Origin of the sequence: Haloplanus vescus, assembly GCF_900107665.1 — an archaeon.
GTDB lineage: Archaea > Halobacteriota > Halobacteria > Halobacteriales > Haloferacaceae > Haloplanus > Haloplanus vescus.
The window spans coordinates 1,257,684-1,272,499 of the sequence record NZ_FNQT01000001.1 but is presented as its reverse complement, the minus strand read 5'-3'; the positions used below and the strand labels follow the sequence as shown (position 1 = coordinate 1,272,499).

Below are 14,816 nucleotides of genomic sequence, written 5' to 3'. Positions count from 1 at the left end.
CCCCGTGGCGTTTTGTCGCTCCAGTCGTAGAGGGGATATGACAGCGATTGGTGTCGTGGGCGCCGGCGCGGCGGCGGCCGCGGCCTGTTACGTCCTCGACAGCGCGACTGACGCCGACGTGACCGTCCTCGAGAAGTCCGGCGGCGTGTGTGGCCGCGCGGCGACGCGCCGCCGCGACGACGTGACCTACGACTACGGCGCGAACTACCTGAAAGACGACGACCAGCGAGTCGTGGACCTCGCTCACGAGTTCGACGACGGCCTCGTCGAGGTGCAGGGCGACATCGGCGTCTTCGACCAGACTGGCGCGGTGAGCGAAGGCCGCGAGAATCAGGAACGCAAATTCACCTACCGGTCGGGACTCACCCGCCTCGCCAAGCATCTGTTCGGCGCCACCGAGGCGACGGTCCACCGCCGAACCCGGGTCGAGCGCGTCGTCCGCGAGGGCGACCGATGGACGCTCGTCGACGCCGACGGCGAGCGCTGGGGACCGTTCGACGCCCTCCTCGTGAACCCGCCGGCCCCGCAGACGGCGACGCTCGTCGAGACGGCGGACTGGGACGCCGCCGCCCGCGACGACCTGCTGGCGGCGGTCAGCGACGTGGACTATCGCTCCATCTGGACCGCCGTCCTCGGCTACGACTTCGAACTCGACTGGCCCCACTACGCGCTGGTGAACACGGACAAGGAGCACGCACTCGGCTGGATTGCCCGCGAGGAGTGCAAGCCCGGCCACGTCCCCGACGGCGAATCCGTGCTCGTGGCCCAGGCCAACCACGAGTGGTCCGTCGACCACTACGACGACTCGCCCGAGGCGAACGTGGCCGCCCTCGCCGACCACGTCGCGAGCGTCGTCGACGACGAGCGACTCACCGACCCGACGTGGACGGACCACCAGGGGTGGCGCTACGCGCTCCCCGAGACGGGCGTCCGGACCGACGCACTCGCCGCCGCCGAGGATGCCGGCTGGTACTGCCTCGGCGACTGGGTCGCGGGCGAGGCGCGCCTCCACGCCGCCGTCCGCAACGGACTGGAGACGGGCGAGCGACTGGCCGAGAATCTCTAAGCGCGCTCGACGCGGCCGATATCGAGGCGGACGAACGCGGGCAGCGTCACCGCCGCGAGGATACATTCCAGCCCGCCGACCAGCAGGAACGCCGCCCCGTAGCCGTAGGCGTCGGCGGCGAGGCCGCCGAGGACGATGCCGGTGAGGAAGCCCAGACTCCCCGCGATGTTGAACCCGGCCATGGCGACGCCGCGCTCTCTCACGCCCGCGAGGTCCGTCACGAGCGCCAGCGTCGCCGGCGCCATGAGCGCACCGAGGACGCCGACCACCACCATCCCCGCTTGCGCGACCCGGAGGTCCGCCACGGCGCCGACACCGATGACCGCCACGCCGTACAGCGCCGACCCAACGACGATGGGTATCGTCCGCCCGATTCGGTCGGAGACGACACCGAAGGGGTACTGCAGCAGGGCGAAGGGGGCGAAAAACAGCGCGAGCGTCACCCCCGTCGCGCCCGGACTCAACCCGAACACCGTCCGGAAGTAGAGCGTCCCGACGAGGGAGAAAAAGCCCGCAGTCAGGCGGTCGACGAAGCCGAAGGCGTAGGGGAGCGCGAGCGTCGGCCGTCGGCGGAGACTCGCGAACGGCGACCGACGAGTACCGCCCTCGGGCGCCCGGTCGGCGACGAAGGAGACGCAGACGGCGACGAGGAGGAGCACCCCGCTCGCGACGTAGAGGGGGACGAGCGGGCCGAGTTCGTAGAGCGCGCCGCCCAGCGGTGCGCCCGTCGCCGTCCCGAGACCGATGGCGATGCCCGTCGCGCCCATATTTCGGCCGTGCGACCCCTCCAAATCCATCAGCATCGTCATCGAGAGGGAGAAGGCGCCGACGGTGGCCGCGCCCTGTAGGACTCGCAGCCCCAACGCGACGGCGAACGACCCCGTTACCGTCGGCAGAAGGGCGAGGCAGGCGTAGCCGACGGCACCGAGGAACGCGCCCGCGGCGACGAAGGGGACGCGCCGGCCCGCGGCGTCGCTCGCCACTCCCCACGGGACGGCGAAGACGACGAACGCGCCGAACTCGGCGGCGAGAAACCACGTACTGGCGTTGAGTGCCGTGTCCGCGCCGAGCGCGGCAACGAGCGTGTCGATGCCGGGATAGAGCAACACCTGCGCCAGCAGGACGGCGTAGACGACGGCGGCGAGGACGACGCGGCTCCGGGTCCGAGACACAATCGGCCGATACACGCGGTCCCGCCTACTGTCTTTCGACCCTCGACGAATTCTAGACGGAGTTCGGACGAACCTTGAGAAATCCCTTACCCCGGCCGGCGTCTCTCGTGAGGTATGGACCTGCCTCACCGCCTCGACCGTGTCGCCGTCGCCATCGCCGCTGGCGTCGCCGCCGTCGCCGGCTCTTACGCCGTCGTCGGTGAGTCCCCGGCGTTCGTCGCGACGCCCATCGCCAACGCGGCGGTCACGCTCGCGCCGGGCGCACTCGTCACGCTCGCCATCACCCTCCTCGGTGACCTCGGGAGCAAACTGGCCTACGGCGGCGGGCTGGCGGCGACGGCGCTCGTCCTCGGTGCCGTCGCCGGCGGCGCCCGCCTCGCCGCCGACCGCGCGGGACGACCGCTCGCCGGCCCGCTTGTCGGCGGCGCGGCCGTCGCCCTCGTCGGCGCCGCGCTCTCGACGGACCTCACCTCCGCCGTCGGCGCCGGCGTCGGCGCGGCACTCGTCGCCACCGCCGTCGACGTGGGGGCGCCCGCGGAGACGACCACCGACGCCCGGCGTTCGGTGTTAGCCGGCGTCGCCGCCCTCGCCGCTGGCACGTTGGCCGTCGGCGGGCGGCGCACGTTCGCGTCCGCGACCGAATCCGCCCAAGTGCCGGTTCCCGACGACGTGGCGACTCTCCTCTCCGAGGCCGAGGAGAAGTCCTTCGACGTCGAGTCGCTGGAGCCGTTGGTGAGCGACGACTTCTACACCGTCGACATCGCGAGCGTCGACCCCGACCCGACTCGCGAGGACTGGTCGGTCCGGATTCACGGCGCCGTCGGTGAGGAGACGACGTACACGTTCGAGGACATCGAGGCGATGGACCACGAACACCAGTTCAACACGCTCCGCTGCGTGGGCGAGACGCTCAACGGCCGCAAACTCGACACCGCGCTCTGGACGGGCGTCCCCCTGATGGACTTACTCGATGCCGCCGACCTGCAGGGCGAGTACGTGATGCTCCGCGCGGCGGACGGCTTCTACGAGGAGTTCCCGGTCGACGCGCTCGAATCCGGCTTCCTCGCCGTCGGGATGAACGGCCAGCCACTCCCCCGCGGCCACGGCGCGCCGGCACGGGCGCTGATTCCCGGCCACTGGGGCGAAATCAACGTGAAGTGGCTCACCGAAATCGAGGTGCTCGACGAGCCAGCGACGGGCTACTGGGAGGAACGCGGGTGGCACGGCACCGGCCCGGTCAACACGGTGGCGAAGCTGTGGGCGGAGAACCACCTCGACGACGGGCGCGTCGAAGTCGCCGGCCCCGCGTACGCGGGCACTCGTGGAATCGAGCGCGTCGAGGTGTCGACCGACGGCGGCGAGACGTGGGCCGACGCCGACCTCTCGGACCCGCTCCCCGGCGAGGACGTGTGGCGACAGTGGGTGTACCGATACGAGCCCCCGGCGGGCGAACACGAGGTGGTCGTCCGCGCCACCGACGGCACCGGGACGCTCCAGCCACGCGACGAGAAGCGAGCGTACCCCAGCGGGCCGAGCGGGTGGGTGTCGCGCACCGTCCAGCCGTGAGCGGGCGAAGCGTTTTGCCCACGCCGACCGCTGGTAGGTGTGTCGCGAGTCAGCCCCGGCGCGTCGTCGTCCGTTCGGCGACCCACGGGGACAAATCACGCCAACAGTTACCACAGTCGATGGAGAAGGCACTCTGGTACCTGCTCGCGGGCACGCGGGGCGGGGCCAACCGCGCGAAGATCATCCGCCTGCTCGACGAGCGCCCGCGAAACGCGAACCAACTCTGCGAGGAGCTGGACATCGACTACAACTCCGTCCGCCATCACCTCGACATGCTGGTGGACCACGACGTAGTCGAGAGTGGCGACCAATCGTACGGTCGGCTCTACTTCCTCACCGACCGCTTCGACCGACACCGCGAGCAGTTCGAGGAGATAACGGAACACGTCTAACATGGCATCGATGACTCCCACCCTCACGATTGCGAGCGCCCTCTCGGGGCTGAACATCGTCCTCTTGGCCGCCCTGCTGGTCGTGTGGGGACGCAACTACCGGCAGTTCCGCACGCCGCTCACGCTCGGACTGGTCGCGTTCGCGTCCGTCCTCGCCGTCGAGAACGTCGTCGCCATCGGCTTCTTCTTCAGCTCCGACATGCTGTACGCGGCGTCGGCGAGCGCACAGACCGCAGTCCTCGCGATGCGTGCCCTCCAGTTCGTCGCGCTCGCCTTCCTCACGTACGTGACGATGCGCTGACACCGACAGAGCCAAGGTTCGTCTTCACGTCCCCTCGGTATGGCCCTCCTCCAGACCGAGACGAAGATAGTGCTCGGCTGTATGTTCCTCGGACTCACGTCGTGGTATCTGGCCCGGCAGGTGACCCAAAACTCGCTCGTCTCGTTCGCGACGCTGCTCGGAATCGGCGTTATCCTCCCGACGCTCATCAACGAGTGGCGGCGACGCTCGGCGTCCTGAGAAGTGGTCGGCGAGTGAGAGAGACTACTGTTTCGGTTCGACGGTCAGGTCGCTCGCAATCCAACCCTCGGTGTTTCCGGATTCGATGAACACCGTTCGCCCGGGACAGCTCTCACAGACCGACACTGTGGGGGTCTCGGGCATCGATGGCTCCCCGTCTTCGTCCGCGCCCGACTCCGTACCAGTTGGCATCACACTTCTTTAGGGATACCTAAAATAAAAAGGGTGCGGTTCGGCGTGTCGCTCGTTCCCCCGACGCATATGTACCCGGACGCGGTTGAGTCGGATATGAATCGGGACGTACTCGGTTGGCTCGGTGCCCTCCTCGGAGTGACGATACTCACGCCCGTCGTGTTGTACCTGTTCACCGGTGCTGCGGTGGGTTTTCTGGTCGCCTGTAGCGGTGGCCCGCAGGGAACGTTCGTCGTCGGCGCTTCGGGAAGCGAAACGCTCCAACTCTCCTGTTCGGCGGTGCGAACGCTCGTGAAGACGGCTGTCACCGTGGGCGGGAGTGCCGCCGCCGTCGTCGGCGTCGCCATGGTTGCCGTCGCCGACATCACCGGCAGTTCCGGTGGGATGCGCTGACGCCGAATATTTTTGCGTTAGGAATCCGTCATATTCCGGGTGGGTGATGGTCGATGCCCGTCGTGCCACACCTGCCAGCGGACGAACCGCCTCGTGAGCGAACGCCACCCGATATCGACGACATCGTCGAACGAATCATCAACGGCACGGGTTCCGCGACCGGCTGACTCGGTCGCCGCTTTTCTTCCCGCGTTACAGCAGGACGCCGCCGATGACGAGGAGAGCAACCGCCACGACCGACGCCGCGGTGAAAAACGGCGCCGCCGACCGCGCGGGCTCGCGGATTTTCCGCTCGTCCAGTCCGTCGACGAGCCGTCCCGACCCCATCTCGACCAGACCCGCGAGGAGCAACCAGAGCACGACCATCGCGACGACGAGGTAGCCCCGCGTCGACCCGAAGAGCGACTCGGCGGTGTAGCGCTGTGCCGCGAGGTGGCCGCCGGTCAGAAACAGGACCACCGCGGAGAGACGCGTCCACGTCCGGAGTTTCCCGATTATCCCTCGCAGCGGCGTGGCGTCGAGGTCACCGTCCTGTGCCGCAGGCAACACCGCCCGCGCGACGAAGAGCACGCTTCCGGCCCACAGCCCAGCGAACAGCAAGTGTACCGCGTTGATTGCCGTGTCGACAGTCGACATGGTTGCGGGTGGAGCGCCGTGGACTTGAAAGCGCGGTATCGCGGGGCGGCACCGAATCGAAACCGATTAAACGCACGCCCGACGAGTGTAGGCCGAGCCGAGGTAGCCTAGCCCGGCCAAGGCGGTTGCTTCGAGAGCAACTGTCCGTTAGGACTCGTGAGTTCAAATCTCACCCTCGGCGCTTTTCCACTTACGTCTCGAACGTCCAGTCCGTACTCACGTCTGCGCCGTCCACGAGCGTCTGGTACACCACGCAGAACCGCTCGGTCGCGTCCCGAATCGACGCCGCCGTCTCCGGGTCGAGGTCACCCGCGAGCGTCACGTCGAGGCGGATGTCCTGAAACCCGACGGGCACGTCCGCGACGCCCATCGTCCCCCGCAGGTCGAGGTCACCTTCGACGCGGACCGACACGTCGGCGTCGACGCCGAAGTTCTCGATGACTGCTTGCGCCGTCAACTGCGAACACGCCGCCAGCGCGCCGAGGAGGAGGTCACCCGAACACGCCGCGGTCCCCGACCCGCCCGCGCCCTCGTGTAGCTCTGCTTCGTACATCGCCTGCCCGACTTCGACGCTGCACGTCGTCGCGTCCGCCGCCTCGTCGCCCGTCGCGCTGATGGTGAGTTGGGCCGCCTCCGGGTCGGCCTCGTACTGCTCTTTCAGCGGCTTCTGTGTCTCGCGAAGATCGCTGTCTGTCATACAACCACATGGTCCGAGCGCCGGAAAAAGCGTTCCGGGCCTCAGGGTTTGACGAGCACCTTGATGGCCTCGCGTTCGTCCATCATCCGGTAGCCCTCGGGGACGCCGTTGAGGTCGACCGTCTCCGTGAAGATGGGCGAGGGGTCGAGCGTCCCGCCGAGCACGTCGGCCATTAACTCCTCGGCGTACGCGCGAACGGGCGCGATGCCCCCGCTGAGCGTGATGTTGTCCCCGAACATCCCGTAGAGGTCGAGGCCGTCGACGCCGTGGGGGACGCCGACGTAGCCGACTGTCCCGCCCGGTCGCGCCATCGAGATGGCGGCGTTCATCGACGACGTGGCGCCCACGCACTCGACGACGTGGTTCGCGCCGCCGTATGTGAGCTCCTGGACGCGTTCGATGGCCTCGTCGCCGCGGGCCGCCACCGTCTCCGTCGCGCCAAATTCCTCGGCGACAGCGAGGCGGTCCTCGTGGTGCCCGGCGGCGATGATGCGCTCTGCACCCAGTCGTCGCGCGGCGAGGACGGCACACAGACCAACCGCCCCGTCGCCGACGACGACACACGTCGACCCGGCGTCGACGCCCGCACTGACGGCGGCGTGGTGGCCCGTCCCCATCACGTCCGTCAGCGGGAGGAGTGCGCGCAGGGTATCCTCGTCGTCGGCGTGGCGGTCCGGCACCCGAACCAGCGTGCCGTCGGCGTGTGTCGAGCGGACGTACTCGCCCTGCCCGCCGCCGTTGGCGTCGCCCCACGAGTCGCCGTTCACACAGGAGGTGTACAGTCCCTTCCGACAGAACTCACAGGAACCACAGCTGATGCGGAAGGGGGCCAGCACTCGGTCGCCCGGTTCGACCGAGCGCACGTCGTCGCCGACTTCCTCGACGATACCCATCGGTTCGTGGCCGACGCGACTTCCCACCTCACGGTCGCTCTCGCCCCGATAGAACCAGAGGTCGGAGCCACAGACCGCCGTGTGCGTGACGCGGACGATAGCGTCGGTCGGGGCCTCGATTTCGGGTCGCGGTCGCTCCTCGATTCGAATGTCGCCGGGGCCGTGGTACGTGGCGGCGCGCATACGCTCTCACGAACGCCGAGGCACAAAACGGCCACGCCGACCTACTTTCCTCTGTCAGGCGGGGTTCTTCCGCGAGAGGTCGCTCCCGCAGATGGGACAGCGGTCGCGGTGGTCGTCGAACTCGCGGCCACAGCCCTGACACTGGAAGCGCCAGTTGCGCTGTTCGGTGATGCCCTCGCGCGCGATGACTTCGACGGTGACGCCGAGATGCTCGGCGACGTTCTGCATCGCGTAGTCGTCGGTGACGAGCGTTCCGTCGAGTTCGAACGCGGCCGCGACAAGGCGAACGTCAGTGTCGGAGAGTTCCTCACCGTCGCCCGTCTCGACGGCCGCGCGCTCGATGGTTTCGATGGTGTTGTCGGCCGGGATGTGGATGTGCATCCCCGCGCCCTCCATGGCGTCGAAGCGGTAGGCGCTCTCGTCTTCGAGTTCCGCTTCGACGGCGGGGACCGACGCCATCTGCTCGGAGGTGTGATACTCGTGAATGAACGCAGAAGAGTCCAGAACGTGCATCTACCGGTCGATGACGATGTAGTCTTTCACTGCCTGCACGCGGGAGACTGGCACGTGGAGTCGGCCCTGTTCGTCCTGCTGGAACGCGGAGTCCGACGCCGAGAACTCCTCGTTCGGCGAGACGAGGAGGTCGTTCAGGGCCCCCGTCTTCAGGTTCATCGTGATGTTGTACAGCATGCCGAGTTCCGTTCCGTCAGCGCCCATAACGGACTTTCCAGAGAGGTTCTCGGCGAGTACGTCTGACATACGCTCCACATTCGTGGGGATGACCTTAAACGCCACGGGGTCGTCGTTCGCGAGCGGCCCATGTTGAAAGACTTAACTTCGGTCCACGGCTCTCTCGGGACACAGAACTTCTAGCGGGGGAAACTATGTCAGATTCGGATACACGCGACCGGTCGGATACGCTTCGCACCCCCATCGTCGCCGTGCTGGGGCACGTCGACCACGGGAAGACTAGCTTGCTCGATAAGATTCGCGGGTCGGCGGTCAGCGAGGGCGAGGCCGGCGCCATCACCCAGCACATCGGCGCGACGGCCGTGCCACTCGACACCATCTCGGGTATCGCTGGCAGCCTCGTCGACCCCGACGACTTCGACCTTCCCGGCCTGCTCTTCATCGACACGCCGGGCCACCACTCGTTCTCGACGCTTCGCTCTCGCGGCGGCGCACTCGCCGACATCGCCGTCCTCGTCGTCGACGTGAACGACGGCTTCCAGCCCCAGACCGAGGAAGCCATCGACATCCTCAAACGCACGGGGACGCCCTTCATCGTCGCCGCGAACAAAATCGACACCACGCCCGGGTGGAACCCACAGGAGGGCGAACCCATCCAGGTCACCTACGAGGCACAGAGCGACCGCGCCCGCTCCCGCCTCGACGAGAACCTCTACGAGATAATCGGCGAACTCTCGGACTCGGGCTTCTCCGCCGACCTCTACTGGCGCGTCCAGGACTTCCAGGCCAACATCGGCGTCGTCCCCGTCTCCGCGCTGACCGGCGAGGGCGTCCCCGACCTCCTGACGGTCCTGATGGGCCTCTCGCAACGGTACATGAAAGACGAGATGGCCATCGACGTAGAGGGACCGGGCGCCGGGACGGTCCTCGAAGTCAAAGAGGAGAAGGGCTTCGGCACCACCCTCGACGTGGTGATGTACGACGGGACGATTCGTGAGGGCGACGAAATCGTCGTCGGCGGGATGCAAGACCCCATCGTGACCGAGGTGCGGGCGCTCCTGCAACCCAAGCCACTCGCCGAGATTCGGACCGAAAAGCAGTTCGAGCGAGTCGACGCCGTCGCCGCCGCCGCGGGTGTGAAGATTGCCGCCCCCGACCTCGAAGACGCCATGGCCGGCGCGCCGGTTCGGGTCATTCGGAACCGCACGCGCGAGACGGTCATCGCGGACGTGGAGTCCGAACTCGCCCAAATCGAGGTCGAAACCGAGGAGGAGGGCGTCGTCGTCAAAGCCGACACGCTCGGTAGCCTCGAAGCGATGGCGAACGCCCTCGTCGAGGCGGAGGTTCCCATCCTCCGCGCGGAGGTGGGCGACGTGGCCCCGCGCGACGTGGCCGTCGCCAGCACCGCCGGCGAGGACGAACACAAGGTCATCCTCGGGTTCAACGTCGACGTGCTCTCCAACGCCGAACGCGAACTCGAATCGACCGACGTTCGCCTCTTCAGCGACGACGTCATCTACCAACTCGTCGAGGACTACGAGGCGTTCGTCGAGGAACGCGAACGCGCCCAGCAGGAGACGGTCCTCGACAAAATCATTCGGCCCGCGCGCTTCCAGATTCTCCCCGACCACGTCTTCCGCCAGAACGACCCCGCCGTCGTCGGCGTCGAAGTCCTCTCGGGCACGCTGAAAAACAACGTCAACGTCGGTCGCTTCGACGGCAACGAGTTCGAGCGACTCGGCCAACTCAGCGGCATCCAGAAGCAGGGTGAAGACGTAGACGAGGCCCGCGCGGGCGAACGCGTCAGCGTCGCCATCGACGGCCCGACGGTCGGCCGGCAGATCCACGAGGGCGACGAACTCTGGGTCGACCTCCCCGAGAAACACGCGAAGATTCTGGAACAGGAGCTCGACGACGAGATTCCGGCCGACGAGTTGGAGGCGCTCCGCGGCTATCTCGACAACCGTCGGCGGCGCGACCCCTTCTGGGGGAAATAGGTCATTCGGCCGTCTCCCCGTCGTTGAGGACTGACGTACATTGCACGATGAACTCGACGAGGTGACGCGCGACCCGTTGGTCCAGCGAGACGACGACGCCACTCGCCGACCCCTCCGGAAGGTGGAGGAGGACGCCGTCGTCGTGGACTTCGAGCGTCGCGTTCACGCCGCCGAGCATCGGACTTTCCTCCTCTCGGACGAGCGCATGTCGCTCGCGTAACTGCTCGGCGATCTGTGGAATCGCCGCCTCGATGGTTTCGCTCGAGAGGTCCTCGCGGACGTACAACACCTCCCACTCGTCGGCGTCGTAGCGCACTAGCGCCCGATACCCGTCGCCCGCTCGCTCGTGTACGAACTGGTGGAGTCGCTGGTCGTTCGGACCGGTCATCGACCCGAGCCACGCCGCCCGCTCGGTTATAAATCGGGACTAATCGCTCGCCGCGGAATCTCACTCATATTATTCACACAACTTTCGAGGATGTCTCTGGTACACGCGGAGTAACTTTTTAGTCGGAACCAGAGCAAGTAAGAAACGAGGTGACCGACGATGAGTGTTCGAACTACCCCGAGTGACCGTATCGCCCTGCCGACCGTCTCTCGGTACGACCTGCTGTTGGCACTCATGCCGATACCGTTGCTCTGCGGGGTGTTGCTGACGATGCTCACGCCGGTCTCAGAAACGGTCGCGATGGGTGCCGGCAGCCTCGTTTCCGCGATTCCGTTCGGCTACGCTATCTCTCTCGGCGCGCCGACTACCGGGCCGTCGGCTTGACGCCGTCGCCCACGGCATCCATTACTTGGAGGGCCGCGCTCGCGGCCAGTCCGCGTGCCACCTCGTCGCGTTCTGCGTTGGCGATTCCCGCCTCGAGGTCGTCGAGGTCGGGCGTGAACCCTGCGCTGACGGGGTGGCCCGCCGGCGGGCGAACGGCGACGGTCGCCGTCGGCCCGTTCGAACCGTAGGATAGCTCCGACCCGACGGTGTAGCTGTCGGGCAGATACGAGCGCGTGCGAGAGACGATACCCGCGACCGCCTGGCGGAGCGCCCGGCGCTGATCCTGCGTAAGTTCGATATCCGTCGATGGCTGTCCCGCTTCGGCAACTCCGGGTGCGCCTCCGTACGGCGTGTTTCCATTCATCCGAGTCGATAGCCGTACGCGGACCGCAGGTAAAAAGTCGTCGCCCGTCCCGAGAGTCCCGCCGAGTCCGTCCGCCGAGCGTCGCGCTCAGTACTGGTAGTCCGTGAACGCCATCACGGGGCCGGAGTCGGAGTTGTCCTCGATTTTCGCCTTGGCGTCGCGGAAGTCCTGCATCTGCACCTCGGTGCGGTCGTCGCGGATGGCGAACATCCCCGCCTCCGTGGCGAGGGAGGCGATGTCCGCACCGCTGTATCCGTCGAGGTCCTCGGCCACTTCTTCGAAGTCCACGTCGCCGGCGATGTTCATATCACGGGTGTGGATGCGGAGAATCTGGGCGCGGCCCTCGGCGTTGGGTTCGGGCACCTCGATGAGGCGGTCGAACCGGCCGGGGCGCAGGATGGCCTCGTCGAGCATGTCGAAGCGGTTCGTAGCCGCCATGATGCGGATTTCGCCTCGGTCGTCGAAGCCGTCCATCTCCGAGAGGAGTTGCATCATCGTCCGCTGGACTTCGGCGTCGCCGGACGTCTTCGAGTCCGTCCGCTTGGCGGCGACAGCGTCGATTTCGTCGATGAAGATGACCGCCGGCTGGCGCTCCTCGGCGAGTTCGAAGAGGTCACGGACCAGCCGCGACCCCTCGCCGATGAACTTGCGGACGAGCTCGGAGCCGGCCATCTTGATGAAGGTGGCGTCGGTTTCGTTGGCGACGGCCTTCGCGAGCATCGTCTTCCCCGTTCCCGGCGGCCCGTGAAGGAGGACGCCGGACGGCGGGTCGACGCCGACTTCCTCGAACAGTTCCGGCGTCAGGAGGGGGTCCTCGACGGCCTCGCGGACCTCGCGTATCTGCTCGTCGATGCCGCCGATGTCGTCGTAGGTGACGGTCGGCGACTCCTCGACTTCCATGGCTTGTGCCCGCGAGTCAGTCTCGTCGTCGAGGATGGTCTGGACGCCGAAGGAGTCGTTGACGGCGACGCGGTCGCCCGCCGACAGCTCCTTTCGGATGCGCGGCGAGGGCTCCGTCAGGACCTCCTGGTTGTTGCCGTGCTGTTTGATTATCGTCCCGTCGTCGGTGACCTCTTCGACGGTGGCGATGTACAGCGACGAGGTCTTCAGCACCTCGTTGCGCCGCTTGAGGTGGTCGACTTCCTCCATGAGTTCTTCGCGGCGGTCGTCGGTCTCGTCGAGACGCTCCGCGAGTTCTTCGTTGACCCGAACCATCCGCTCGTAGTGCTGTCGGATGGCGTCGAGACGTTCCGCGTCGGACATCTCCGGATCGAGATCCAACCGCGGACGGTCCGGCAGCGACGGACTCCGTGACATTGGTTGGCTTCGCTAGGGGGCGGGCGTAAATGTGCCTTTGGGTCGTGTGCCGTTCGCACCCGGCCAATCACCGGCGAGATTCGCCGCGAGCGTCCGCTCAGAGCAGCGTTTCCATCTCGTCGAGATACGTCCCGTAGACGGCGAGGGCGTCCTCGATGGGTCCGGCCGTCGTCATGTCGACGCCCGCCGTCTGCAACACGTCGACTGGGTAGGCGCTGCCGCCCATCTCCAGCGCATCGCGGTAGTCCGCCGCGGCCGCGTCGCCCTCGTCGAGAATGCGGTCGACGATGGCCGTCGCCGCGCTGATGCCCGTGCTGTACTGGTAGACGTAGTAGCCCATGTAGAAGTGGGGAATCCGCATCCACTCGCGGGGGATTCGGTCGTCGACCACCGCTGGCTCGTAGTACGTCTCCTTCAGTTCGCCGTAGATGTCGTCGAAGCGGTCGGGCGTGAGCGCACCGCCGTCCTCGACGATTTCGTGAATCTGCAGCTCGAAGTCGGCGAACATGGTCTGGCGAAAGAGCGTCGACCGGAACCGCTCCAGATACTCGTCGAGGACGTGCCGGCGGAGGCGTTCGTCCTCGACCGTCTCCAGCAGATGGTGGGTCAACAGCGTCTCGTTGACCGTGCTCGCCACCTCCGCGACGAAGATGTCGTAACTGCTGTACTGCCACGGCTGGGCCTCGTTGGTCAGCTCCGAGTGCATCGAGTGCCCGAGTTCGTGCGCCAGCGTGAACATCGAGGCCACGTCGTCTTGGTAGTTCAGCAGGATGAACGGTTGGGTGTCGTAGGTCCCCGCCGAGAACGCCCCCGACCGCTTGCCTCGGTTCTCGTAGACGTCGACCCACCGCGAGTCGAGGCCCTCGGCCATGCGCTCCTGATAGGCGTCGCCGAGCGGTGCGACCGCCTCGGTGACGTACTCCACCGCCTGCTCGTAGGGGATTTCGGGCGGTTCGCCCTCGGCCATCGACGCGTAGAGGTCCCACATCTGCAGGTCGTCGACGCCGAGTGCGTCCGCTTTCAGTTCCGCGTGTCGGTGGAGATAGTCGAGGTTGTCCCGCACCGTTTCGAGGAGGTTGTCGTACACCGAGCTCGGGACGTTCGGGCCGTCGAGCGCCGCCTCCCGCGCCGTCTCGTAGTTGCGCGCTCGGGCGAGTTTCACGTCCGACGTGACGCTCTTTTTGAGCGACGTGCCCACGCTGTTTCGCACGTCTGCCCACCGATCGTAGAAGGCCTCGTGGACCTCCTGTCGGAACTCGCGGTTCGGGTGTTTCTGGAGTTTCGTGAAGTTGCCCAGCGAGATTTCGATATCGTCGCCGTCGGGGTCCTCCACCGTCGGGAACTCCATGTCCGCGTTCGAGAGCATGCTGTACACGTCGCTCGCGGCGTCGGTCACCTCCGAGAGGTCGGCCAGCAGCTCCTCGATTTCCTTCGAGCGCGTGTGCGGTTTCTGCCGGAGCACGTCGTCGAAGTAGTGTTCGTACTCGGCGAGAGCGGGTTCCTCCTCGACGAACGCCTTGAGCTCCGCCTCGTCGAGTTCCTGTAGTTCGGGTTCGATGTAACTCGCCGCGCTGCGCGCGTCGGCCGCGAGCGACTCCGCCCGCGCCGACATGGCCTGATACTCCTGGTTGCGAGTGTCCTCGCTGCTCCGCAGGCTGGCGTACGTCGAGACGACGGACACGTCGCGCAACAGGTCCTCGTGAAGGTTCAGCAGTTCGAGGAGCACCTCGGGGCTCTCCGTCACTCGGCCCTCGTACGCGGCGAGGTCGTCGACTCGCTCGCGGACGTCTTCGAAGGCGTCCTCCCAGTCCTCGTCGCTCTCGAAGATGCTCTCCAGCGCCCACTTGTCCTCGGCGTCTATCTCACTGCGTTCGGGAACCGAACTCATCGGCGGACTTTGGACGGGCGGTGCCGTAAGGGTTAGTACTCGCCGCACGTCGGGGCCGCCCGACCACAAAGCTACTTG

General features: G+C 66.9%; 19 protein-coding genes and 1 tRNA gene. 9 read left to right on the top strand and 11 right to left on the bottom strand.

Annotated elements, in window-relative coordinates; all coding sequences use genetic code 11:
• Positions 1 to 37 precede the first annotated feature (37 nt).
• Entirely contained in the window at positions 38 to 1,066 is a 1,029-nt protein-coding gene (locus BLU18_RS06815) for an NAD(P)/FAD-dependent oxidoreductase (RefSeq protein WP_092633229.1), read from the top strand.
• Here BLU18_RS06815 and BLU18_RS06810 read toward each other — a convergent pair.
• A complete protein-coding gene (locus tag BLU18_RS06810) occupies positions 1,063 to 2,238 on the bottom strand; it encodes an MFS transporter (protein WP_092633647.1) in 1,176 nt (391 codons plus the stop codon). The two genes, BLU18_RS06815 and BLU18_RS06810, sit on opposite strands and share 4 nt — an antisense overlap.
• Before the next feature lie 114 nt (positions 2,239 to 2,352).
• On the opposite strand from BLU18_RS06810, the gene BLU18_RS06805 reads away from it, so the two are divergent.
• From BLU18_RS06805 to BLU18_RS06790, 4 genes are all read left to right on the top strand, one after another.
• Positions 2,353 to 3,804 (top strand): molybdopterin-dependent oxidoreductase, encoded by a 1,452-nt coding sequence (locus tag BLU18_RS06805; protein ID WP_092633227.1) that lies wholly within the window; start codon positions 2,353 to 2,355, stop codon positions 3,802 to 3,804.
• A 119-nt stretch (positions 3,805 to 3,923) separates the two neighbouring features.
• The gene (locus BLU18_RS06800; RefSeq protein ID WP_092633225.1) at positions 3,924 to 4,196 is read left to right on the top strand and encodes a winged helix-turn-helix domain-containing protein; all 273 of its coding nucleotides are present in this window, start codon (positions 3,924 to 3,926) and stop codon (positions 4,194 to 4,196) included.
• Between the two features lie 10 nt (positions 4,197 to 4,206).
• Positions 4,207 to 4,497 (top strand): DUF8036 family membrane protein, encoded by a 291-nt coding sequence (locus tag BLU18_RS06795; RefSeq protein WP_092633223.1) that lies wholly within the window; start codon positions 4,207 to 4,209, stop codon positions 4,495 to 4,497.
• Positions 4,498 to 4,536: 39 nt separating this feature from the next.
• A complete protein-coding gene (locus tag BLU18_RS06790; protein ID WP_092633221.1) occupies positions 4,537 to 4,716 on the top strand; it encodes a DUF7987 family protein in 180 nt (59 codons plus the stop codon).
• A 24-nt stretch (positions 4,717 to 4,740) separates the two neighbouring features.
• Here the strand turns inward: BLU18_RS06790 and BLU18_RS14820 are convergent, their stop codons facing one another.
• A complete protein-coding gene (locus BLU18_RS14820; RefSeq protein ID WP_176791191.1) occupies positions 4,741 to 4,908 on the bottom strand; it encodes a hypothetical protein in 168 nt (55 codons plus the stop codon).
• Between the two features lie 96 nt (positions 4,909 to 5,004).
• On the opposite strand from BLU18_RS14820, the gene BLU18_RS06785 reads away from it, so the two are divergent.
• Complete coding sequence (locus BLU18_RS06785; protein ID WP_143025243.1) at positions 5,005 to 5,301, top strand: hypothetical protein; 297 nt, start codon at positions 5,005 to 5,007, stop codon at positions 5,299 to 5,301.
• Between the two features lie 192 nt (positions 5,302 to 5,493).
• Here the strand turns inward: BLU18_RS06785 and BLU18_RS06780 are convergent, their stop codons facing one another.
• Entirely contained in the window at positions 5,494 to 5,937 is a 444-nt protein-coding gene (locus BLU18_RS06780) for a CopD family protein (protein ID WP_092633217.1), read from the bottom strand.
• 96 nt (positions 5,938 to 6,033) lie between these two features.
• On the opposite strand from BLU18_RS06780, the gene BLU18_RS06775 reads away from it, so the two are divergent.
• Positions 6,034 to 6,118, top strand: a tRNA-Ser gene (locus BLU18_RS06775).
• Between the two features lie 9 nt (positions 6,119 to 6,127).
• On the opposite strand, the gene BLU18_RS06770 is transcribed toward BLU18_RS06775, so the two are convergent.
• The 4 genes from BLU18_RS06770 to BLU18_RS06755 are packed head-to-tail and all read right to left on the bottom strand — an operon-like array spanning position 6,128 to position 8,469.
• Positions 6,128 to 6,634, bottom strand: coding sequence for an OsmC family protein (locus BLU18_RS06770; protein WP_092633215.1), 507 nt, complete (start codon positions 6,632 to 6,634; stop codon positions 6,128 to 6,130).
• A 41-nt stretch (positions 6,635 to 6,675) separates the two neighbouring features.
• Entirely contained in the window at positions 6,676 to 7,710 is a 1,035-nt protein-coding gene (locus BLU18_RS06765) for a zinc-dependent alcohol dehydrogenase family protein (RefSeq protein ID WP_092633213.1), read from the bottom strand.
• A gap of 54 nt (positions 7,711 to 7,764) precedes the next feature.
• Positions 7,765 to 8,223 (bottom strand): NOB1 family endonuclease, encoded by a 459-nt coding sequence (locus BLU18_RS06760; protein ID WP_092633211.1) that lies wholly within the window; start codon positions 8,221 to 8,223, stop codon positions 7,765 to 7,767.
• Positions 8,224 to 8,469: a PRC-barrel domain-containing protein gene (locus tag BLU18_RS06755; protein ID WP_092633209.1), complete on the bottom strand. Its 246-nt coding sequence runs from the start codon at positions 8,467 to 8,469 to the stop codon at positions 8,224 to 8,226.
• Positions 8,470 to 8,594: 125 nt separating this feature from the next.
• Here BLU18_RS06755 and infB point away from each other — a divergent pair, with 125 nt between their 5' ends.
• Positions 8,595 to 10,397 carry a translation initiation factor IF-2 gene (gene infB / locus BLU18_RS06750; RefSeq protein ID WP_092633207.1) on the top strand — a complete coding sequence of 601 codons (1,803 nt, stop codon included), beginning with the start codon at positions 8,595 to 8,597 and terminating at the stop codon, positions 10,395 to 10,397.
• 1 nt (position 10,398) lies between these two features.
• On the opposite strand, the gene BLU18_RS06745 is transcribed toward infB, so the two are convergent.
• Entirely contained in the window at positions 10,399 to 10,785 is a 387-nt protein-coding gene (locus BLU18_RS06745; protein WP_092633205.1) for a DUF7522 family protein, read from the bottom strand.
• A 159-nt stretch (positions 10,786 to 10,944) separates the two neighbouring features.
• Between BLU18_RS06745 and BLU18_RS14565 the strand changes: the two genes are divergently transcribed.
• Complete coding sequence (locus BLU18_RS14565) at positions 10,945 to 11,169, top strand: DUF8015 family protein (RefSeq protein WP_143025242.1); 225 nt, start codon at positions 10,945 to 10,947, stop codon at positions 11,167 to 11,169.
• Here BLU18_RS14565 and BLU18_RS06740 read toward each other — a convergent pair.
• The 3 genes from BLU18_RS06740 to pepF form a co-directional block, all read right to left on the bottom strand.
• Positions 11,150 to 11,533, bottom strand: coding sequence for a DUF5811 family protein (locus tag BLU18_RS06740; protein ID WP_092633203.1), 384 nt, complete (start codon positions 11,531 to 11,533; stop codon positions 11,150 to 11,152). The two genes, BLU18_RS14565 and BLU18_RS06740, sit on opposite strands and share 20 nt — an antisense overlap.
• A gap of 87 nt (positions 11,534 to 11,620) precedes the next feature.
• Entirely contained in the window at positions 11,621 to 12,850 is a 1,230-nt protein-coding gene (pan2, locus tag BLU18_RS06735) for a proteasome-activating nucleotidase Pan2 (RefSeq protein WP_092633201.1), read from the bottom strand.
• 97 nt (positions 12,851 to 12,947) lie between these two features.
• A complete protein-coding gene (pepF, locus tag BLU18_RS06730; RefSeq protein WP_092633199.1) occupies positions 12,948 to 14,738 on the bottom strand; it encodes an oligoendopeptidase F in 1,791 nt (596 codons plus the stop codon).
• Between the last annotated feature and the right edge of the window lie 78 nt (positions 14,739 to 14,816).

Excerpts from the sequence above, each read along its gene's own strand:
- BLU18_RS06785 (WP_143025243.1), top strand. The coding sequence starts at position 5,005 with ATGAATCGGGACGTACTCGGTTGGCTCGGTGCCCTCCTCGGAGTGACG.
- BLU18_RS06805 (WP_092633227.1), top strand. The coding sequence starts at position 2,353 with ATGGACCTGCCTCACCGCCTCGACCGTGTCGCCGTCGCCATCGCCGCT.
- BLU18_RS14820 (WP_176791191.1), bottom strand. The coding sequence starts at position 4,908 with ATGCCAACTGGTACGGAGTCGGGCGCGGACGAAGACGGGGAGCCATCG.
- BLU18_RS06765 (WP_092633213.1), bottom strand. The coding sequence starts at position 7,710 with ATGCGCGCCGCCACGTACCACGGCCCCGGCGACATTCGAATCGAGGAG.
- pepF (WP_092633199.1), bottom strand. The coding sequence starts at position 14,738 with ATGAGTTCGGTTCCCGAACGCAGTGAGATAGACGCCGAGGACAAGTGG.
- BLU18_RS14565 (WP_143025242.1), top strand. The coding sequence starts at position 10,945 with ATGAGTGTTCGAACTACCCCGAGTGACCGTATCGCCCTGCCGACCGTC.
- BLU18_RS06795 (WP_092633223.1), top strand. The coding sequence starts at position 4,207 with ATGACTCCCACCCTCACGATTGCGAGCGCCCTCTCGGGGCTGAACATC.
- BLU18_RS06740 (WP_092633203.1), bottom strand. The coding sequence starts at position 11,533 with ATGAATGGAAACACGCCGTACGGAGGCGCACCCGGAGTTGCCGAAGCG.
- BLU18_RS06780 (WP_092633217.1), bottom strand. The coding sequence starts at position 5,937 with ATGTCGACTGTCGACACGGCAATCAACGCGGTACACTTGCTGTTCGCT.
- BLU18_RS06800 (WP_092633225.1), top strand. The coding sequence starts at position 3,924 with ATGGAGAAGGCACTCTGGTACCTGCTCGCGGGCACGCGGGGCGGGGCC.
- BLU18_RS06790 (WP_092633221.1), top strand. The coding sequence starts at position 4,537 with ATGGCCCTCCTCCAGACCGAGACGAAGATAGTGCTCGGCTGTATGTTC.
- BLU18_RS06745 (WP_092633205.1), bottom strand. The coding sequence starts at position 10,785 with ATGACCGGTCCGAACGACCAGCGACTCCACCAGTTCGTACACGAGCGA.
- pan2 (WP_092633201.1), bottom strand. The coding sequence starts at position 12,850 with ATGTCACGGAGTCCGTCGCTGCCGGACCGTCCGCGGTTGGATCTCGAT.
- BLU18_RS06760 (WP_092633211.1), bottom strand. The coding sequence starts at position 8,223 with ATGCACGTTCTGGACTCTTCTGCGTTCATTCACGAGTATCACACCTCC.
- infB (WP_092633207.1), top strand. The coding sequence starts at position 8,595 with ATGTCAGATTCGGATACACGCGACCGGTCGGATACGCTTCGCACCCCC.
- BLU18_RS06755 (WP_092633209.1), bottom strand. The coding sequence starts at position 8,469 with ATGTCAGACGTACTCGCCGAGAACCTCTCTGGAAAGTCCGTTATGGGC.
- BLU18_RS06770 (WP_092633215.1), bottom strand. The coding sequence starts at position 6,634 with ATGACAGACAGCGATCTTCGCGAGACACAGAAGCCGCTGAAAGAGCAG.
- BLU18_RS06815 (WP_092633229.1), top strand. The coding sequence starts at position 38 with ATGACAGCGATTGGTGTCGTGGGCGCCGGCGCGGCGGCGGCCGCGGCC.